Annotated in this window: 14 protein-coding genes; 6 read left to right on the top strand and 8 right to left on the bottom strand. The window is 73.8% G+C overall.

All coding sequences use genetic code 11. The features are described 5' to 3' along the window. Positions 1 to 14: 14 nt before the first annotated feature. Entirely contained in the window at positions 15 to 1,367 is a 1,353-nt protein-coding gene (locus tag AB0958_RS27470) for a PLP-dependent transferase (protein ID WP_366893139.1), read from the top strand. Positions 1,368 to 1,432: 65 nt separating this feature from the next. Here the strand turns inward: AB0958_RS27470 and AB0958_RS27475 are convergent, their stop codons facing one another. The 5 genes from AB0958_RS27475 to AB0958_RS27495 all read right to left on the bottom strand — a co-directional run bounded on the left by AB0958_RS27475 (position 1,433) and on the right by AB0958_RS27495 (position 9,791). After that, a complete protein-coding gene (locus tag AB0958_RS27475) occupies positions 1,433 to 2,869 on the bottom strand; it encodes a GNAT family N-acetyltransferase (protein ID WP_366893140.1) in 1,437 nt (478 codons plus the stop codon). 99 nt (positions 2,870 to 2,968) lie between these two features. Continuing rightward, the gene (locus tag AB0958_RS27480) at positions 2,969 to 5,626 is read right to left on the bottom strand and encodes a DUF6493 family protein (RefSeq protein WP_366893141.1); all 2,658 of its coding nucleotides are present in this window, start codon (positions 5,624 to 5,626) and stop codon (positions 2,969 to 2,971) included. Then, positions 5,623 to 7,077, bottom strand: coding sequence for an SWIM zinc finger family protein (locus tag AB0958_RS27485; RefSeq protein WP_366893142.1), 1,455 nt, complete (start codon positions 7,075 to 7,077; stop codon positions 5,623 to 5,625). The genes AB0958_RS27480 and AB0958_RS27485 overlap by 4 nt, the downstream gene beginning before the upstream one ends. A gap of 162 nt (positions 7,078 to 7,239) precedes the next feature. Continuing rightward, on the bottom strand, positions 7,240 to 8,820 hold the full coding sequence (locus tag AB0958_RS27490) for an alkaline phosphatase D family protein (protein WP_366893143.1): 1,581 nt from the start codon (positions 8,818 to 8,820) through the stop codon (positions 7,240 to 7,242). A gap of 140 nt (positions 8,821 to 8,960) precedes the next feature. Continuing rightward, complete coding sequence (locus tag AB0958_RS27495) at positions 8,961 to 9,791, bottom strand: alpha/beta fold hydrolase (RefSeq protein ID WP_366893144.1); 831 nt, start codon at positions 9,789 to 9,791, stop codon at positions 8,961 to 8,963. 208 nt (positions 9,792 to 9,999) lie between these two features. Here AB0958_RS27495 and AB0958_RS27500 point away from each other — a divergent pair, with 208 nt between their 5' ends. Both AB0958_RS27500 and AB0958_RS27505 read left to right on the top strand, forming a co-directional pair. Further along, the gene (locus AB0958_RS27500) at positions 10,000 to 10,884 is read left to right on the top strand and encodes an RNA polymerase sigma-70 factor (RefSeq protein WP_366893145.1); all 885 of its coding nucleotides are present in this window, start codon (positions 10,000 to 10,002) and stop codon (positions 10,882 to 10,884) included. Positions 10,885 to 11,123: 239 nt separating this feature from the next. After that, positions 11,124 to 11,885, top strand: coding sequence for a GntR family transcriptional regulator (locus AB0958_RS27505; protein ID WP_366893146.1), 762 nt, complete (start codon positions 11,124 to 11,126; stop codon positions 11,883 to 11,885). Positions 11,886 to 11,969: 84 nt separating this feature from the next. On the opposite strand, the gene AB0958_RS27510 is transcribed toward AB0958_RS27505, so the two are convergent. The 3 genes from AB0958_RS27510 to AB0958_RS27520 all read right to left on the bottom strand — a co-directional run bounded on the left by AB0958_RS27510 (position 11,970) and on the right by AB0958_RS27520 (position 15,050). Next, positions 11,970 to 13,127, bottom strand: a complete 1,158-nt coding sequence (locus AB0958_RS27510) for an ROK family transcriptional regulator (protein ID WP_366893147.1) — start codon at positions 13,125 to 13,127, stop codon at positions 11,970 to 11,972. Between the two features lie 100 nt (positions 13,128 to 13,227). Then, entirely contained in the window at positions 13,228 to 13,878 is a 651-nt protein-coding gene (locus AB0958_RS27515) for a response regulator transcription factor (protein WP_366893148.1), read from the bottom strand. Between the two features lie 14 nt (positions 13,879 to 13,892). After that, a complete protein-coding gene (locus AB0958_RS27520; RefSeq protein WP_366893149.1) occupies positions 13,893 to 15,050 on the bottom strand; it encodes a histidine kinase in 1,158 nt (385 codons plus the stop codon). 109 nt (positions 15,051 to 15,159) lie between these two features. Between AB0958_RS27520 and AB0958_RS27525 the strand changes: the two genes are divergently transcribed. The 3 genes from AB0958_RS27525 (at position 15,160) to AB0958_RS27535 (ending at position 19,324) form a co-directional block, all read left to right on the top strand. After that, a complete protein-coding gene (locus AB0958_RS27525; RefSeq protein WP_366893150.1) occupies positions 15,160 to 16,083 on the top strand; it encodes an ATP-binding cassette domain-containing protein in 924 nt (307 codons plus the stop codon). A gap of 2 nt (positions 16,084 to 16,085) precedes the next feature. After that, positions 16,086 to 16,796 (top strand): ABC transporter permease, encoded by a 711-nt coding sequence (locus AB0958_RS27530; RefSeq protein ID WP_366893151.1) that lies wholly within the window; start codon positions 16,086 to 16,088, stop codon positions 16,794 to 16,796. Between the two features lie 149 nt (positions 16,797 to 16,945). Next, positions 16,946 to 19,324, top strand: coding sequence for an Orn/Lys/Arg decarboxylase N-terminal domain-containing protein (locus AB0958_RS27535; RefSeq protein ID WP_366893152.1), 2,379 nt, complete (start codon positions 16,946 to 16,948; stop codon positions 19,322 to 19,324). The last annotated feature ends 158 nt before the right edge of the window (positions 19,325 to 19,482 follow it).

Genomic DNA, 19,482 nt, shown 5'->3' on the forward strand with positions numbered 1-19,482 from the left:
TTCACCCTTTCGCCATGGACACAGCGAGCATGGACATGGCGGGCTCGGGCGCGGCGGGCATCGACGCGGCGGGCATCGACGCGGCGGGCATGGACGCGGCGGGCATCGACGCGGCGGGCATGGACGCGGCGGGCATCGACGCGGCGGGCATGGACGCGGCGGGCTTGGACGCGGCGGGCTTGGACAGCGCGGGTACGGCCACTGCGCACGACCGGCCGGCGCGGCGTCACGGCGACCCGGGCCGCCCGCGGCGCGCCCTGGCCACCGAGGCGGTGCACGCAGGCCGCGACGACCTCGCCCGACAGGGACTGCACGCCCCGCCGATCGACCTGTCCACCACCTACCCGTCGTACGACAGCCGTGCCGAGGCCGCCCGCATCGACGCCTTCGCCACCGACGGCGCGGACCCCACCGGGCCCCCGGTCTACGGGCGCCTGGGCAACCCGACGGTCGCCCGCTTCGAGACCGCCCTGGCCCGCCTCGAAGGCACCGCGTCCGCGGTGGCCTTCGCCAGCGGCATGGCCGCCCTGTCGGCCGTCCTGCTCGCCCGCGCCGGTGCGGGTCTGCGCCATGTCGTGGCCGTACGGCCCCTGTACGGTTGCAGCGACCACCTCCTCACCGCCGGTCTCCTCGGCACCGAGGTCACCTGGACCGACCCGGCCGGCATCACCGACGCGCTGCGTCCCGACACCGGCCTGGTGCTGGTCGAGTCCCCGGCCAACCCGACGCTGGCCGAACTGGACCTGCGCGCCGTCGCCCACGCCTGCGGCACGGTCCCGCTGCTCGCCGACAACACCTTCGCCACCCCTGTCCTGCAACGCCCCGCCGAACTCGGCGCACGTCTGGTGCTGCACAGCGCGACCAAGTACCTCGGCGGTCACGGCGACGTGCTGGCCGGGGTGGTCGCCTGTGACGAGGAGTTCGCGGGGCAGCTGCGAAAGACCCGGTTCGCGACCGGCGGCGTGTTGCACCCGCTGGCCGGCTATCTGCTGCTGCGCGGCCTGTCCACCCTCCCGGTACGGGTCCGCGCCGCCTCCGCCAACGCTGCCGAACTCGCCCGCCGGCTCACCGCCGACCCCCGGGTGGCCCGCGTCCACTACCCGCGGCTCGGCGGCGCGATGATCGCCTTCGAGGTGCACGGCGACCCCCACGAGGTCGTCTCCCGGGTAGGTCTGATCACCCCGGCCGTCAGCCTGGGCAGCGTGGACACCCTCATCCAGCACCCGGCGTCGATCAGCCACCGCATCGTGGCCGCGGGCGACCGCAGAGCGGCCGGTGTGAGCGACCGGCTGTTGCGCCTGTCGGTGGGCCTGGAGGACGTGGACGACCTGTGGTCCGACCTGGACCGGGCACTGGGACGGCGGTAGCGCCCCGTCCGGGGCGCCGGCCTGCCCCCAGCCGAAGGCTGGGGGCGGCACCGCGCTCCCCGCCCCTACGGCGCTTCGGTCCGCCCCGGCTCACCCGCACCGGAGAGCCGTCCCGCGACCGCCACGGCATCCAGCCGAGCGGTGATGACCAGCGTCCCCTCCTCGATCTGGTAGTCGAGCGGCAGCCCCAGCGCCCGCATCGCGGCCACCATCCCGGTGTTGGACGCCTGCGTCACCGCGTACACGCTCTCGCAGCCCGCCTCGACCGCCATCCCCACCAGCCGGCTCAGCAACTCCCCGCCGACGCCCCGCCGCTGCCAGTCGTCCTCGATGAGCAGCGCCACCTCCGTCTCGTCCCCGTCCCAGAGCAGATGCCCGAGTCCCACGATGCGCCCCGACGCGGTCTCCACCGCCAGCGTCCGGCCGAACCGGGGGCTCAGGAGGTGGTTCAGGTAGCGGTCCGCGTCCCCTACGGGACCGTGGTACCGCAGTCCCAGGGTCCGCGCCGAGCAACGCTCGTGCATCGCCTTGGCCGCCTCCAGGTCACCGGTGTCGGCCCGGCGCACGGTGATCGCGTCGCCCTCCGGCAGTGTGAGCACGTCCTGGCCGTGCGGGATCCGCGGTCCGAGCCGGGCGTCCAGCTCCACCAGCGCCCGCGCCCGCGCGAACTCGGTGGGCGTGAAGGGCAGATACGGCCGCTCCACGGTGATCACTCCGCCTTCCGGCGCACGCAACCGCATCACGGTGTCCTCCAGCACGCCCTCGACGGGAACCGTCTCGGGGCGCCGGGCCCCGCCCACCGGATGGGCGGGGAGCGAGCGGATCGTGCACCGTCCCAACAACTGCCGGAGTGCCAGCGGAAGTTCCGCCGCGTCCAAGGCGGTGCGGGTGGCCAGACCCAGCACCCGGGTCGGGGCGTCCACCAGATCGTGGGTGTCGGCCCGTTCGATCCAGGTGTCCGTGCCCCCGGCCCGCGCGAGTGCCCGGGTGATCTCACTCGCGGTCAGCTCGCCGGGGCCCCGCAGCAGGAACTCGTCCACGGTGCCGTCGGCCAGGGGATGCGTCTGCAGGCTGAGGATGTCCACCCGGTGCGCGGCGAGCGCGCTGCACAGCGCGGCCAGCGAACCGGGTTCGTCCCGCACCGTCGTGCGCAACCGCCACAGCGTGGCGGGCGTTCCCCCCGCCACCGGGGCCTGCGCATCGGGCCCGGCCTGTCCCGTCGCGTCGACGGCAGGCCGGGCGCCGGTATCGGTATCCGTCACCGGCGGTGCGTGACCTGGGCGCCTCGCCCACCAGACGTGGAAGCCCGCGGTCGCCGCCAGCACCAGTGCCGAGACGACCAGCAGCGCCGGGCCGTCCGGCCCGTGCCCCACCAGGTTGGCCACCCCGTCCGCGACCGCCACCGCCGTGAAGAGCGCGGCCAGTTCGACGACGTCCCGTCGCCAGTGGTGCACGGGACGTCCGTTCCTCGTGCGTGTCACATCAGACATGTCTCGATTCATGCAGCCACTGTGAAGGAAAGGTGTTGCGTGATCGCGAACGCTCTGTGACCGATCGGTAAAGCATGCTTATGTTCCTTTTGTTGATATTTTTACTACCACTCAGGCGGCCACCGGTCCGGCCAGCGCGTCACGCAGCCGACGGGCCTGCACCACCAGCCGGGACGAGCCGCGCCGTGCCGCCGCCCCGGAGAGATGGGGCAGGTCGCCGTGTGCCCCCGACCGCTCGGCGCACTCGGCGGCGGTCGAGAGCAGCTCCCCGAGCCCACGCGCCGAGCCGGAGGTCCCCGCGGTCGCGAGGTCGGCGAGCAGCACGGGCAGGGCGTGCCGGAGCATCTCCCATATGGTCGCGTTCGCCCCGGTGGCCGCCGCCGTCCGCGCCGACTCGGCCAGCCGCAGCGGCTTCACCGCACCGCGCCGGACCAGCTGACCGAGATCGGCACCCAGCCGCTCCGCGTCCAGCTGCCCGCGTGCCGCGAGCACCAGCAGCGCGTCCACCGCGGCCAGCCGGTCCTCGGGGTGCCGGGCGCCGAGGCCGTAGGCCACGCACAGATGCGTGCTCTCGCCGGGCGTGCCGCCGGCCTCGGCGAGCAGCGGGAGCGCGGCGGCCATGCCCCGCTGGTCGTCCACGGCGGCCTCGGCGAGGTCGTGCATCAGCCGTACGGCCACCAGTTCGCGTTGTTCCGGGAGGGTGGCCAGCCAGGTTGCGTGGTCCTCCTGACCCCAGTGGTAGCAGTACCGGAGCTGCTCGGAGAGGGTGACCGGCCGGCCCAGCCGCCTGAACGCCTCCGGGAAGTGCTGCTGGAGCTCCACCACCTCACCCGACTCGACCAGGATCCGGGGACCCGACGTACGCCGGTCGGAGGCGGGCAGGGCGGGTCCCCTGGCGGACAGCCAGCACGCGAGCCGCTCGCCCTCCGGTGTGCCGAGTCCCCGCGCGCGCCCGGCGGCCGCGAGGGCCGCCGTACGGTCCTCGCGCCGCACCCGCAGCAGCGCCTGCGCGAAGTCGGCGTCGCCGACCCGCGCGCCGAGGCGGCGAAAGGCGTCGAGCCGGTCGACGAGCTCGCCCGGCTCCAGCAGCCCGGTGCTCCACGTCGGAGTGGCCAGCAGCAGCGGCTGCGGATCCGTCCGTATCCGGTAGGCCAGTTCACGGAGACGGACGTCCAGGACCCGCGAGAAGCCGTGGCGCGGGCACTGGTGATCGGCCGGTCCGCGCTGCAGGGCGGCGAGCAGGGTGGCCGTGCTCACGACCCCGTACAAGGTGGCCAGGAGCAGCTCCAGGCCGTCCTTCGGGCCGAGGAGTTCGCGCCGGGTGGGGCCGAAGTACTCCTCGGCGTGCCACCCGCGATGCGCCTCGGGCTGCCGCCACCAACGGCCGGCCACCGTCGGTTCGAGCGACTCCCGCAAGGCGTCCTGGTCCCGGTGGGCGTGCCGGGCCAGACCGTCCAGCGCCCGCTCGAACGCCGCCACGTCTCCGCCGGCCGCCAGCAGCGCCCCCACCTCCTCGGCGAGTTCCTCCGCCGACGCCGGCGCCGGCGCGAGCCGCTGCGGCTCCGGAACCGGCGGCAGCACCTCCTCGTACGCCGCGGGATCCGGTGCGGGCGCGACGCCCAGCGCGCCGGCCGCCCGGACGCGCAGGGCCGGACTCAACTGCCGCACCGCGTCGGCGACCTCGGACCGCGCCGCGGCGTCGTCGTCGAGTCGCCCGGCGTGCCGCTCCACCAGCTTCAGCGCCCGCTCCTGCACCTGGGTGTCCTCGTGCCCGAAGGCCTGGGCCACGGCGGGCAGCAGCAGCGGGGCCGCGGAGGCGTCACGGGCGAGCACCTTGCCGAGCAGTACCAGCTGGGCGCGGACCAGCTTCTTCTCGGCACGGAAGAGCAGCCCTTCGGAGGCCTCGGCCAGCTGCCGCGGGGTGAGGTCGCCGTCGAGGGCGAGCGCGGCGAGCACCGACTGGGCGTGCCCGGCGACCGGTGAGACGGCGTCACGGGCCAGAGCCGTCCAGTCGGCGACCCGCTCACGCTCCTCGTCCCGGGTCGGGTCGAGCTGGACCAGCAGCGGCAGGAAGATCCGGTGGTCGGTCGGGCCGCCGCCGCGCAGCAGCCGGGCGACGCAGGCGTCGAGGACCGCCCCCCGGTCCAGGGTGCCCGCGTGGGCGAGCTCGGCGAGCGCGCTCTGCCACGACCCCGGACCGTCGCCGAACAGCCAGCGCACCTCCGCCAGATCGGACAGCTCGAACAGCCCGCGCACCAGTGCCGCCAGATCCGGCTCGGCCCGCAGTCGCTCGACCAGGGGGACGCGCCCCCAGGTGTGCCCCACGTGCCGTACCCACCCGACCACGTAGGCATCGGTGACCGGGACCGCGCACCCCGAGCGGCACACCAGCCCCGCCATCAGCTCGAAGGGGACGTCCGCTGAGACCGGCCGTGCGGCCAGGCGCCGGGCCACGTCCGCCTGCCAGCCGGTGTCCCGGTCCGCCAGCGCCTTGAGCAGGGTCTCCACCGGCGCCTGCCGCCAGCGCATGTCGGCCCCGGCGATCCAGGTCGCCGCCGCGGCGGCTCCCGAGTGGCACATCGCCCCGGCCACCTGCAGCGCCGGGTACATGCGCCTGTCCCGCTCCTCCCACGAGGTGGCCCGGATCTCCTTGCGCATCTTCTGCAACTCGGGCAGCAGCGCACGCCGTTCGGCTTCGGTGAGCTTCCTCAGCAGCAGCTCGGTCTCTCCGGCGCGTCCCGCCCGTACCGCCTCCAGCACCGCACTCATCGCGCACCCCCGCCGATTCCCGCCATTGACTGCCCTGCCACGTCCTGCCCGGTACCGGCATCTCCGGTCCCGTCCGCCGCCGTCGCGGCGCCCCGGCGCACCATCCGTACCGCCAGTGCGTGCTTGCACGGCCCCCGCCCGCCCCGGTACGTCGCCCACCACAGACAGCTGCAGCTCAACACCCCCGCCGCGTCCCGTACCCGATGCACATGACCGTCCTCGGCCGTCACCGTGCCCACGGCTCCGTCGACGGTCACCGCGCCCGCGGCCACCAGCGCCCGGGCCGACCTCAGCCGGGGGTTGTGCCGCTCCACCCGCCCCGCGTCGTACGGCAGTTCACGGTGGAAGTAGGCGGCCTCCGCCGTGTCGTAGCCGACCCGTCCCGAGGTGCCGAGGCGGACCAGCGCCGCGCGGACCCGCTCCGCGCCGAGCCCCGAGGACGCGGCCAGGTCGGCGACGTCCACCCGGGGCTCCCAGGCCAGCAGCACCGCGATCAGCTCCGCGTCCTCGCCGGCCTCGTCGGTGGCGAGCGCGTCCAGGACACCGCCCTCGCCGGAGAACCCGCGCGCGGCGTCCGGTGACAGGGTCAGCGTGAGCCGCATGCCCGGCAGGACCACCTCCCAGGCGGCGGCCGTACCGGCGGCCGCGAGGGCGCCCTGCGGGCCGTAGACCCGCAGCGCCGTCGCATGGCGCAGGACACGCTGGAGCGCGGCCAGCCGCTCCGGACCGGGCAGACACACCGCCCCGGGCACCGGGCGGGTCGTCGGCCGCAGCGCCCGGCCCACCGGAACCACCCAGCCGGGGCCGGCCGCGCCCCGGCGTCCGGGTGCGGCGCGGGGGAGCGAGCGCAGGAACCGCACCGCCTCCGCGGCCGGCAGCTCGGCCCGCAGCTCGAACCCGGCCGCTATGACCTGTGCCTCCGCGAAGCCGCGCAGCCAGCGGTCCGGGAGCGGCACCTTCTTCTCCACCACCGGACCGTCCAGCGTCGTGACGGCCAGCTCCTCCGGGCCGATGCTGAGGTGCAGCGGATCGTCGGTGCCGATCCGGGAAAGCGCCTCCCGCAGCGGGTTGTTCACGTCGACGTTCGTCGTCCCGTGCCCCACCTCGCCCCCGTCCAGAGCGGGACCGAGGACGTCCAGCCGGGCGTACACCCCGCCGCAGCCGGAGAAGGACTCGAAGCGCAGCCGGTCGCCGTTTCCCGTAACCACCGGGTCCAGCGAGGCGCGCAGCTGCGGCTGGTGGTACCGCGCCGCCGCCACGTCGGCCACCGCGAGCAGCCCCGCGGCCGCCACCTGAGGAGACGTCAGGAAGCCCGTGAAGAACCGCGGATGGTCCGCCACGCCGGTGGGCGTCGCGCCCCGGGAGGTCTCGAGCCCGAGGCGGCGTCCGTCGGCCGCGGAGCGCAGCACGGAGGGTCGGCGATAGGCCACGGCCTGTGAAGATCGCGTCATGGGAAAACCGTAGAGGTGCCCACTGACAGCCAGTCTGACCTGCGAAAATGTCCTTGTTCGGCGGCGCGTTCCCAGCGCGGTGGAACACCCTGCCGAGGATGCGGCAGGGCCGCGCACCGGGGGATGACGCCGGAGCGCGGCCCTGCGAAAAGCGTACGGGAGTTACTGGCCGACCCGGCCGGGCTGCAGCGTACGGGTGAACAGCACCGTCCCGTCGTACTCGCGCAGACGCACCGTCAGCTCGCCGGAGTCGCCGTCGATGTCGACCTCGCCGAAGAACTGGTAACCCTCGGCGGGGGACACGTTCGAGGCGGTCGGCGCCTTGACGAACACCCGGTCGGGGCCGAACGTGCCGTCCAGCGCGCTGGCCGGGAAGGCGCCGGCGTTCAGCGGGCCCGAGACGAACTCCCAGAACGGGGCGAAGTCCTTGAAGGCGGCCCGCGACGGGTCGTAGTGCTGGGCCGAGGTGTGGTGGACGTCGGCCGTCAGCCACACCGTGCCGGTGATCCTCCGGTGCTTGATGTACCGCAGCAGCTCCGCGATCTGCAGCTCCCGGCCGAGCGGCGCGCCCGGGTCGCCCTGGGCGACGGCCTCGAAGTTCGGCTTGCCCTCGACCGGGTCGGGCACGACCAGACCGAGCGGCATGTCGGCGGCGATCACCTTCCACACCGCACGCGACCGGGACAGTTCCCGCTTCAGCCACTCCAGCTGCTCGGCGCCGAGGATGCCCTGCGGGTCGGTCGTCTGGTCGTCGGGCGAGTTCGCGTCACGGTAGGTCCGCATGTCCAGCACGAACACGTCGAGGAGCGGGCCGTGGTGGTGGACCCGGTAGATCCGGCCGTCGGGGCGCCCGCTGATCGTGGAGATCGGGAAGTACTCGGAGAACGCCTGCCGCGAGCGCGCCGCCATGTCGTTCAGCCTGGTGCCGGCCGGGTAGGAGGTGCCGGTGCCGATGACCTCGCCCGGGTACCAGTTGTTGCGGACCTCGTGGTCGTCCCACTGGATGACGTTCGGGACCTGGGCGTTGAACCTGCGCAGCGCCTGGTCGAGCAGGTTGTAGCGGAAGTTGCCTCGGAAGTCGTCCAACGTGACCGCGACGTGCGACTTCGCCTCACTGGTGACGTTGCGGTACAGGCTGCCGTCGGGCAGCGCCTGCGTCGCCGGGATCACGCCGTCGGCGTAGATGTTGTCGCCGCTGCACAGGAAGAAGTCGGGGTCGAGCTTCGCCATCGCGTCGAAGATGCGGTAGCCGCCGATGGACTCGTTGATGCCCCAGCCCTGCCCGGCCAGGTCGCCGGACCACACGAACCGCACGCCCTGGCGACGGCGCGTGGACGCGGTGCGGAAGGTGCCGGTGACCGGCTCGCCGGTGCGGCGCGGGTCGTCGGGGTCGGCGAGCAGCACGCGGTAGTGGATCTGCTCGCCGGACGGCAGGCCGTGCAGCCGGGTGGTGCCGGTGAAGTCGCTGCCCGCGCCGAGCAGCGGGCCGTGCCACCTGCGGGCGCCCCGGAACGACTCGGTGGCGGAGGTCTCCACGATCATGCGGGCCGGCCGGTCCGAACGGACCCACACCAGACCGGAGTCGGCCGTCACGTCACCCGCCTGCACGCCCCAGTCGGCGCGCGGCCGCCCGGACAGTGCGAACGCCGGCGCCGAACCGAGCGCGGTGGGCAGGGTCAGGGCCGCCGACGCGGCGAGGGAGCCGCGCAGCACGCTGCGGCGGCCAGGGAGCGAAAGGGACATGGAAAGGGCCTCCAGGACGGGATCCGGCCGATGTGCACAGCCACAACTACTGGTGCGCCGCAGCGCACACGGAAACCGCGGGTGAACACTGACCGGGCCCTCCGCCCCGTGGTGGCGGTCCGCTTCCAGGTGGTCGCGCGTCAGCGGCTGCCGTCCAGGATGACCCGGGCGACCAGCGCGGGGTCGTCGTTCATCGGGCAGTGGCCGCATCCGGGCAGCCGGATCAGCCGGGCCTTGGGGATGATCTGCTTGGCGCGGACGCCCTGGCGGCGCACCAGCAGCAGGTCCCGGGTGCCCCAGCCCACCGTCACCGGGACGCCGGGGATGTCGTCGGTGAACTGGACCAGGGAGCCCGCCCGCAGGGTGTCGGCGAATCCGTTGGCCCGTGCGAGGGCGAGGGTCTCGGCGACCACGGCCTCGGGCGAACGGCGCGCCGGACGGGCGTAGATGGTGCTCGTCAGAGCCGTCCGCCCGGCGGCCGTGCGGGACAGCCGTTCGACGAGCGGCAGCGGCAGGCGCTCCGCGATCCGCCGCATGGCGATGAGCACCCCGAAGGCGTAGCGCCGCTCGGCCTGCGACCAGAACCCGGCGGGGGAGAGCGCGGTGACGGACCGTACGAGCTTCTCGCGGCCCAGTTCCAGCGCCAGCAGCCCGCCGAGCGAGTTGCCCGCCACATGGGGCCGGTCCAGCCCCAGCGCCTCGAACAGGGCGCTCAGCACCGCGTTGGTCGTCGACAGGTCGTACGTGAGGCCGTCGGGCAGGCCGGGGGAGGCGCCGAAGCCCGGCAGATCCACGGCGATCACGTCCCGCTCGGTCGCGAGGATGTCCACCACCGGGTCCCAGGCCTGCCGGTGATGCCCTATCCCGTGGATCAGGACCAGGGGTTCACCGCGGCCCACGCGCGCGTAGGCGACGGTCACGTCCCGCTGACCGTGCGGGGTCGCGACCTTGAAGGAGACGGTGGCGGACATGGGGGCTCCTCGTCTGGCGGGGCTGGCGGCTTCGTCGACTCCGTAGACAGCTTGTCAGCAATTGCTACCGGCGGGTAGTCCCCGGTGGGGTGTGTCGCGTCTTCGCGGTCGACGGGCCCCGTGCCCTGCGTACATTCTGGTCGGGGCGCCCGCCGGACGGTCCGATTCCACTTGAACAGGCGGGAACGTGTCGGATGGGATGGGGGCCGTGACCACCGACACCCTCACCGACGTCTTCGAGGAACACCGTCCTGTGCTCATGGGCGTCGCCTACCGCATGCTCGGGCGGGTGGCCGACGCGGAGGACGTGGTCCAGGACGCCTGGCTGCGCTGGTCCGGCGGCGACCGCGGCGGGGTCCGTGAACCGCGCGGCTACCTGGTGCGCGTCACCACCCGGCTCGCCATCGACCGGCTCCGCCAGATCCGGGCGCGCGGCGAGACCTATGTCGGCCCCTGGCTGCCCGAGCCGTACGTCACCGACTTCGGCGGCACCGCGCCCGACGCCGCGGAACGTGCCGAACTGGCCGACTCCGTGTCGCTCGCCGTCCTCGTCGTCCTCGAGACCCTGTCGCCCCTGGAACGCGCCGTGTTCGTCCTGCGCGAGGCCTTCGGCTACCCGCACGCCGAGATCGCCGCCATGCTCGACCGGGGCGAGGCCGCGGTGCGTCAGCTCGCCGGACGCGCCCGGCGCCACGTCGACGAGCGCCGACCGCGCTACCAGGTCGACCCGGCGCAGCGCCGGGACCTGACCGAACGGTTCCTCGCCGCGGCGGCCGAGGGCGACCTGGAGTGGCTGATGTCCCTGCTCGCGCCCGACGTCCGCCTGGTGAGTGACGGCGGCGGCAAGGCGACGGCGGCGCTGCGCGTCATCGTCAGTGCCGCGAAGGTGGGCCGGTTCGTCGTCGGCGTGGCCCACAAGGAGGGCGCGAGGCTGTCCTTCCGCTTCCTCGAGGTCAACGGCGGTCCGGCCGTGCTCCTGCTGGCCGGGGACCGGCCGGACAGCGTGGTCCAGCTGGACGTCGCCGACGGCCTGGTCCGGGCCGTTCACGTCATGCGCAACCCCGACAAACTGCGGTCCGTCCCGATCGGCTGAACCCGCGTGCCACGCGGCCCCCGCAGTACGACGGGAGCTTTGCCGCCGTGTCACGAGAACCACCCCGCACGAACGCCTCGTGAACGCTCCGAGGCGCCGTCGCTGTGCGTTGGCCCAGGGATCGAGGATTGGTATTGACCAAGGGTGTGCGCCGTCCTATGGTCGCAGATAAGTACAACAACCTTTAATAAACAAGGGCGCTAAAACGCCGCCGGACCACGGCGATTGCGGAGGACAGGGTGGGGACCACGCAGCTGGAGACGGTGCCGGAACCGAAGTACTGGCATCTCAAGACCGTGCTCACCGAGGCACTCGACTCGGAGTTCTCGGTCGGCGAGATCCTGCCGAACGAGCGCGACCTCGCCGCCCGTTTCGGAGTGGCCCGCGCCACCCTCCGCCAGGCTCTCGAACAGCTCGAACTGGAAGGCCGCCTCCAGCGTCGCCGGGGTGTCGGCACGACCGTCGCGCCGCCGCGCGTGGGCGTGGCGGTGGGTACCGACCAGCCCGCCTGGCCGGGCGCTCCCGACGATGCCTGGCAGCCCGTCGACTGCACCCTCGCGCCGCCGCCGGCCGCCGTCGCGGCGGCCCTGGACAGCGGCGCGGACGAACCCGTGCACATCGTGCGGCGCTCCCGTGTCTCCCACGGGCAGCCCGTCGCCGCCGAGCTGCTCTACGTGCCGGCGTCCTCGGTCCCGGACCTGACGGCGATCGACGCGCCCGCCGGATCGGCACGCGCGCGTGCGGTGCTGCGCGAGTTGCAGCACCTGGAGCTGGACGGCCGGGACAGCGCCGTGGAACTCGGGTCGGCCCGTGCGGACGACGCCAAGGAACTCGACCGTCTGCCGGGCGCTCCGGTCCTGGTCGTGACGACCCGCTTCCTCGCGGCCGGCCGTACCGCCGCCCTGTCCGTCGCCACCTACCGCGCGGACACCTGCCGGCTCACCTTCGGCGACTCCGGCGGGGTGGAGATCCACCACGGCCCCGAACGCCAGGCCTCCTAGCCACAGCTCCCGGGCGACCCGCCGCGCCCCGGAACCCCTCCGGGGCGCCCCTCCGGACACCCCCGCGAGCCGTCCCCATGATGGTCAGCGGCGGGCGGTGACCGTGCCGTCGACGGCGAAGAGCTGTTCCTCCACGTGGTCCAGGGCGAGCCGCAGCGCGCCGGTCGCGACCGCCGCTTCACCGAGGAGGGAGAGGGCCACCCTGGGCGGGCGCAGGCAGTAGCGGGCGAGTTCGCGGCGCAGCGGCTCCAGGACGCCGTCGAGCCCGGCCGCCCAGCCGCCGATCACCACCAGCTCCGGGTCGAGCGCCAGCACCAGCGCGGCCACGTCGTGGACCAGCCGCTGGATGAACCGGTCGACGGCGGCCCGCGCTCGCGCGTCCCCCTTACGGGCCAGCGCGAACACCTCGGCGACCGCCTGCTCGTCCAGGGGGTGCAGCGGCTCGTCGGTGGTCGACAGCAGTGTCTCCGGGGTCACCTCCCGGCCCAGCAGATGCAGGGCGCCGATCTCCCCGGCCGCACCGCCGTACCCGCGGTGCAGCCGCCCGCCGATCAGCGAACCGGCGCCCGGACTGAGCCCGGCCAGCACCATCACCACGTCGTCGGACTCGGTGGCGGCACCCTTCCAGTGCTCGGCCACGGCCGCCGCGTTGGCGTCGTTCTCCACGAGGACCGGGCACTTGAAGGACCGGCTGAGCCGCTCGCCGAGCCGCAGCCCCGTCCACTCGGGCAGCGCGGTGCCCAGCCGCACCCTGCCGTCCGCCTCGACGATCCCCGGCGTGCCGACCCCGACGGCGCGCAGCGAACTGCGCGGCACCGCGGCCCGGCGCAGCAACTCGGCGACCGCGGTGCGCAGCCGCTCCAGGCGCTCGTCCGCGTCGGCCGTCTCGTCGACCTCCTTGGCCTGGGTGCCCAGCACCCGGCCGTCCAGGTCGGCGAGGAGCGCCGCGACGCGGTGCGGGCCGATCTCCAGGCCGAGCAGGTGCCCCGCCTCGGCCCGGAACCGGAACCGCCTGGCGGGCCGCCCCTGCCGTCGTGCGGCACCCTCCTCGGCGGCCTTCTCCACGACCAGACCGGCTTCGATCAGCCCCTCGACCACGCCCTCCACCGTCGGCCTGGACAGCCCGGTCACCCGGGTGATCTCGGTGAGCGTCGCGCAGTCCGTGGCCCGCAGCGCGTGCAGCACCACGGCGGAATTGATCCTTCGCAACAGAGACGGATCACCGCCGGTCAGCCCCGCCAACGTCCGTCCTCCCAGCCAGTTACGCGTGTTGGCCGGATCGTACTTCCCCGCCACCGGCCCCGGCGAGTGCCCGACACCCCCGCCTGCGAAAGACACACCCTCACCGCGACGCCACGAACCCCGACTCGTACGCCGCGATCACCGCCTGGGTCCGGTCCCGCACCCCGAGCTTCGCGAGCACGGCCCCCACATGCGACTTCACGGTCTCGCCCCCCACGACCAGCCGCTCCGCGATCTCGGCGTTGGACAGGCCCTGCGCCATGAGCCGCAGCACCTCGCTCTCCCGCTCGGTCAACCCCGCCCACACCAACGCGTCCCGCCCGTCGGGCTCCCCGAACCGGACGGCGAGCCGCCGCACCGCCACCGGAAACAGCAACGACTCGCCCGCCGCGACCAACCGCACCGCGTGCACGATCTCCGCGGGCCGGGCCCGCTTCAGCAGAAACCCGTCGGCACCGGCCCGCAGCGCCTCGTACACGAACTCGTCGTCCTCGAACGTCGTCACCACGAGGATCTTCGGCGGCTCGGCGACCGTGCGCAGTACCGCCCGCGTGGTCTCGATCCCGTCCATCAGCGGCATCCGTACGTCCATCGCGACCACGTCGGGCCGTAGCCGACGCACCAGCGGGACGACCGCCGCTCCGTCCGCCGCCTCCCCGACCACCTCGATGTCCGGCTGCGCCTCCAGCACGGCCCGCAGCCCCGCGCGGACGAGGGGTTCGTCGTCGACCAGCAGAACGGTTACCGGCATCGGACCAGCGTAGGTCACCGGATCGGCAGTTCGACGTGGACCTGCCAGTCACCGTCCGCCTCCGGTCCGCTGCGCGCGTGACCGCCGAGCAGCGCCGCTCGCTCGCGTATCCCCCGCAGCCCGCTGCCCCGGCCGGTCGGGGACATCGCGCCGGGCAGCGGATTGCGTACCTCCATACCGAGCATCCCCTCCGCCACCCTCACCCGGACCCGCACCGGCACGGCTCCCGCGTGCCGCAGCACATTGGTGAGCGCTTCCTGAAGGATGCGGTAGCCCTCCCGCGAGACCGGACCCGGCACCGTGTCCAGCGGGCCGGTGACCTCCGCGTCCACCTTCGCGCCCGAGGCCCGCGCGGACTCCAGGAGCCGGTCGGCGTCGGCGAGCGTGGGCCGACCGGTGCCCGGCTGCCGGGACTCACGCAGCACACCCAGCACGCGCTCCAGATCCTCCAGTGCGCCGCGGCCGGTCTCCTCGATGGCCGCCAGTGCCCGGTCGGTGAACTCCGGGTTCCCCGCCGCCCGGGCCGCACCGGCCTGCACGACCGCCACCGTCAGGGCGTGCCCGATCGAATCATGCAGTTCACGCGCGATCCGGGTGCGCTCCACCAGGTGCTCGGTACGTTCCTCCAACGCTGCCATCCGTTCGGCGGCGGACGGGCCGAGCAACTGCCGTGCCAGCGCCGTCATCAGCTCCCCGAAGCCGACGACGGCCCCATAGAGGAGGAGCAGCGGGAGCGGGACCAGCAGGGCGTATGCCCAGTGCGGTCGCGCCGCGTCGAGATACGGGACACCGCCGGGTGCCTGTCCCGCCGCGAGCCGGGCGAGGTCGAAGGCGAGGGCCGGCAGCCAGACCGTCGCCAGCGCTCCCGCCGAGCCGACGACCATGCGCGCCTGGAGCCACAGCACCGTGCGTCCCCGGTCACGCCAAGTCGCCGACGGCGTCTGCGAGATCCCCGAACCCTCCTCGCCGGGCGTCAGCAGCAGCCGGGCCTGCACGCCCTCGCCCCGGCGTACCCCCGGGACCAGTCCGATCGGCACCAGCACCAGCGCGGGCACCCACGGGGTCGACGGGTCGACGAAGAGCCACAGGCTGACGGCGAGCAACGGCACCCACAGATGCAGCAGGCGGGTGTACGTCGTCCCCCGCGTCAGCGGGCGCAGGAAGCGGGCCATGCGGCCATCGTGACAGGCACCACCGACAACGGACCTCCCCCGGGCGGGGGAGACGTTCCCCACCGACGGGGGAGGACCCAGACCGCCGTGCGCGGCCAGGGTGTTGGCCATGACCGACATAGAGGTGCACGACCTCACCAAGGAGTTCGGCAGCCGACGGGCGGTGGACCGACTCACCTTCACCGTTCGCCCCGGCCGGGTCACCGGATTCCTCGGCCCCAACGGCGCCGGCAAGTCCACCACCCTGCGGCTCGTCCTCGGCCTGGACCACGCCACTTCCGGAACAGCGACGGTCGGCGGGCGCCCGTACCCCCGACTCCGTGAGCCGCTGCGCCGGGTGGGCGCCCTGCTCGACTCGGACGCCGCGCACGGCTCCCGCACTGGACGTGACCATCTGCGCGCCCTCGCCGTGAGCAACCGCATCCCGGCCGGCCGCGTCGAGGAGGTACTGGAGGAGACAGGACTCGCCCCGGCGGCCCGACGCCGAGTAAGGACCTACTCTCTGGGCATGCGCCAGCGGCTGGGCATCGCAGCCGCCCTCCTCGGTGACCCCGAGGTCGTCCTCCTCGACGAACCCGCCAACGGGCTCGACCCCGAAGGCATCGTCTGGATCCGCCGGTTGCTGCGCCGGCTCGCCGCGCAGGGGCGCACGGTCCTGGTCTCCAGCCACCTCATGAACGAGACGGCCGCCTTCGCCGACCACCTGATCGTCCTCGGCCGCGGACGACTGCTGGCCGACACTTCCGTGCGGGACTTCATCCACGCGCGCGTGCGGCCCGGGGTGCGGGTCCGCACCACCGACGACCACCGTCTCGGCGAGCTGCTCACCCGGCACGGCTACGACGCCACCCACGCCCCGGACGGCACATGGACCGTAGGACACGCGCGAGTGGCGGACCTGGGGCGCCTGCTCGCCGACGCGGGCCTCCCGGTCCTCGAACTCGCCCAGGAGGAGGCCACCCTCGAACAGGCCTACCTCGATCTGACAACCGAGCAGGCCGAGTTCACCGCCCGGCCTCGTCAGGAGGTCTGACCATGTCGTTCCAACCCGTCCTGCACGCGGAGTGGATCAGGATCCGTACCCTTCGCCCGCTCGTCGGCAGCCTGGGTGCCGTCCTGGTCGCCACCGTCGCCTTCACCGCGCTCGCCGCGTCCGGGCCCGAGGACTCCGACCCGCTGCGCTCCGCCTTCTTCGGGGTGTCCTTCGGACAGATCGCGGCGGTCGCCTTCGGTGCGACGGCGGTGTCCTGCGACTTCCGTGGCGGTGCCTTGCGGCTCGCCCTGTCCGCCGTGCCCGACCGGCGGCGCTGGTTCACCGCCAAGATCACGGCGATCGCGCTGCCGATGCTTGCCGTCGGCCTGGTCACGGGCCTTCTCACCGCCGGGCTGGGCAGGTTCCTGCGCGGGGTGGACGGGCCGAACCTGGCGGAAGGGCTGCGCGGCGCGCTGGGCTGCGGTGTCTACCTGACGCTCATGGCGCTGCTCGCCGCAGGACTCACCGCCGTACTGCGCAGCGGGACCGCGACGCTCGCTCTGCTGATTCCGTTCCTGCTGACGGTGTCCTTCGTCGTCGGTGATCTGTCAGCCGGCGTCGCCGACTTCCTGCCCGACCGGGCGGGTCAGATCGTGCTCCACCGCACCTGGGCCGGCGCGCTGGGTCCGTGGACCGGGCTCGCGGTGACCGCGCTGTGGACGGCCGCCGCGCTGCTCGCAGGTGCCTGCAGCGTGCGCCGTCGGGACGCCTGAGGCGCGGGCGCGGTACCGGAGGTCAACGGCCGGAGTGGCGGCTTCCGTCGCGAGGGTGGTTTGGCGGTGCGGGGCGAGGGCGTGCGGGGTGGCGTCGGGACACTGGGTGCGGGGGCGGCCGTGGGCGCCGCTGGGGAGGGTGGGGACGTATGGCCGACAGTCGGATCCTGGTCGCCGTGCCGGAGCATCCGCGGAGCGAGGGCGCCGCGGCCGAGCAGTTACGGAAGATCCGGGACGCGATCGAGGCGGACGGCTTCGAAGTCCGCTGGGCGGTCACCGCCCAGGACGCGGACGCGGTGCTGCGCACCGAGGCCGGTCTGGCGGGGGCGGTGGTGGCCTGGGGCCTGCCGGGCGTCTGCGGTGACGGGCCCGGCACCGCGCTCGCGGCGCCGGGCGGCGCGCTCGTCCGGCCGGGCAGCACCCTTGACGGCACCCCGGGCGGCGGAGCCGTGCTGCGCCGGATCAGCCGCCGGTACCGGGACCTGCCGGTCTTCCTGGTGATGGCCGACGACCAGGCCTGGGACCTGCCGCTGTGGGTGTCCGAGTCGGTCGTGGGCTACGTCTGGCCGCTGGAGGACACCCCCGGTTTCATCGCCGGCCGTGTCACCGCCGCCGCCCGCGCCTACCGGGAGTCCGTACTCCCGCCGTTCTTCCGGGCGCTGCGCCGCTTCGACGACGCCCACGAGTACTCCTGGCACACCCCGGCCCACTCCGGTGGCGTCGCCTTCCTCAAGTCGCCCGCGGGACGCGCCTTCCACGACTACTTCGGCGAGCGGCTGCTGCGCAGCGACCTGTCCATCTCGGTCGAGGAACTGGGCTCGCTGTTCGAGCACACCGGCCCGATCGGCGAGGCGGAGCGCAACGCGGCCCGGGTGTTCGGCTCCGACCTCACCTACTTCGTGCTGCACGGCGACTCCACGTGCAACCGCCTGGTCGGTCACTTCAGCGTCACCCGCGACGAGATCGCGCTGGTCGACCGCAACTGCCACAAGTCCGTCCTGCACGGCCTGGTCGTCTCGGGCGCCCGGCCGGTGTTCCTGGTCCCCACCCGCAACGGCTACGGCCTGGCGGGACCGCTGCCCCCGGCCGAGATCGCCGCGGACGCGGTGGCCGCCCGGATCGCCGCGCACCCGCTCACCGAGGGCGCGGTGTCCCCGCGCCCCCAGTACGCCGTGTTCACCAACTCCACGTACGACGGCCTCAGTTACGACGCCGTACCCACCGCCCGTGCGCTCGCCGCCAGCACGCCCCGGGTGCACTTCGACGAGGCGTGGTTCGCGTACGCCCGCTTCCACCCGCTCTATGCGGGCCGGTACGGCATGTCGGTGGACGAGGAGTCCTTCCCCGGTCCGGACCGGCCCACCGTGTTCGCCACCCAGTCCACGCACAAGCTGCTGGCGGCCCTGTCGCAGAGCGCCATGGTGCACGTCCGGTCGGCGCCCCGGGCTCCGGTGGAGCACGACCGGTTCAACGAGGCGCTGATGATGCACGGCACCACGTCGCCCCTCTACCCGATGATCGCCTCGCTCGACGTGGCGACGGCGATGATGGACGGCCCGCAGGGCGAGTGGCTGATCGACGAGGCGGTGACCGAGGCGATCCGCTTCCGCCAGGAGATGGTGCGCCTGGGGCGGCGGATCGAGAGCGCCGGGGACCGGCCGCCGTGGTTCTTCGGGGTGTGGCAGCCGGACACGGTCACCGACCCGGCGACCGGCGACCGGCTGCCGTTCGAACAGGCACCACCGGAGCTGCTGCGCACCGACCAGTCCTGCTGGCTGCTGGAACCCGGCGCCGACTGGCACGGCTTCCCCGGGCTGACCGACGGGCACTGCATGCTGGACCCGGTCAAGGTCACGCTGACCTGCCCGGGGATCGACGCCACCGGTGAGACGGCCGAGGAGGGCATCCCGGCGCGGGTGCTCACCGCCTATCTGGCCACCCGGAAGATCGTGGTGGAGAAGACCGACAGCTACACCACGCTGATCCTGTTCTCCATGGGCATCACCAAGGGCAAGTGGGGCACCCTGCTGGACGCCCTGACCGATTTCAAGGCCCTCTACGACGCCGAAGCCCCCCTGGAGCGGGTCCTGCCCGAGGTCGCCGCCGCGCACCCCCGCCGGTACGCGGGCCTGACCCTGCGCGGGCTGTGCCAGGAGATGCACGAGCAACTGCGCTCGGTACGGCTGGTGGAGCTGCTGGACACGGCCTTCCAGCGGCTGCCGCAGCCCGTCGCGGCACCGCGGCGCTGTTACGAGCGGCTGGTGCGCGGCGGCACCGAGCGGGTCCGGATCGCGCAGGCGGCGGGCCGGGTGGCCGCCGCCATGGTGACGGTCACCCCGCCCGGCATCCCGGTCCTGATGCCGGGCGAGTCGACCGGCGCCCCCGACGGCCCGCTGCTGCGCTACCTCACCGCCCTGGAGTCCTTCGACCGCCGTTTCCCCGGCTTCCGCAGCGAGACCCACGGCGTGACCCTGGACGAGGACACGGGCGACTACCTGATCGAGTGTCTGTCACCCGACGAGCCCTAGCGCCGCCACGGGCACATGGTGCCTGCCAGGGCCCCAGGGCCTGTCTGACAATTCCCGCCTGCCGCGCGACGCCATGCACGCTCCCCCAGCCTCCGGCCGGGGGGGACCCCCACTCGCCGCACCGGGCCCTGATCCAAGTACGTCCAGTACGTGGATCA

The organism is Streptomyces sp. NPDC006655 (genome assembly GCF_040703965.1).
Lineage (GTDB): Bacteria > Actinomycetota > Actinomycetes > Streptomycetales > Streptomycetaceae > Streptomyces.

What these genes read in the sequence shown, in the direction of transcription:
- AB0958_RS27470 (WP_366893139.1), top strand. Translation starts at nt 15, where the DNA reads ATGGACACAGCGAGCATGGACATGGCGGGCTCGGGCGCGGCGGGCATC.
- AB0958_RS27475 (WP_366893140.1), bottom strand. Translation starts at nt 2,869, where the DNA reads ATGAATCGAGACATGTCTGATGTGACACGCACGAGGAACGGACGTCCC.
- AB0958_RS27480 (WP_366893141.1), bottom strand. Translation starts at nt 5,626, where the DNA reads ATGAGTGCGGTGCTGGAGGCGGTACGGGCGGGACGCGCCGGAGAGACC.
- AB0958_RS27485 (WP_366893142.1), bottom strand. Translation starts at nt 7,077, where the DNA reads ATGACGCGATCTTCACAGGCCGTGGCCTATCGCCGACCCTCCGTGCTG.
- AB0958_RS27490 (WP_366893143.1), bottom strand. Translation starts at nt 8,820, where the DNA reads ATGTCCCTTTCGCTCCCTGGCCGCCGCAGCGTGCTGCGCGGCTCCCTC.
- AB0958_RS27495 (WP_366893144.1), bottom strand. Translation starts at nt 9,791, where the DNA reads ATGTCCGCCACCGTCTCCTTCAAGGTCGCGACCCCGCACGGTCAGCGG.
- AB0958_RS27515 (WP_366893148.1), bottom strand. Translation starts at nt 13,878, where the DNA reads ATGCCGGTAACCGTTCTGCTGGTCGACGACGAACCCCTCGTCCGCGCG.
- AB0958_RS27520 (WP_366893149.1), bottom strand. Translation starts at nt 15,050, where the DNA reads ATGGCCCGCTTCCTGCGCCCGCTGACGCGGGGGACGACGTACACCCGC.
- AB0958_RS27525 (WP_366893150.1), top strand. Translation starts at nt 15,160, where the DNA reads ATGACCGACATAGAGGTGCACGACCTCACCAAGGAGTTCGGCAGCCGA.
- AB0958_RS27530 (WP_366893151.1), top strand. Translation starts at nt 16,086, where the DNA reads ATGTCGTTCCAACCCGTCCTGCACGCGGAGTGGATCAGGATCCGTACC.
- AB0958_RS27535 (WP_366893152.1), top strand. Translation starts at nt 16,946, where the DNA reads ATGGCCGACAGTCGGATCCTGGTCGCCGTGCCGGAGCATCCGCGGAGC.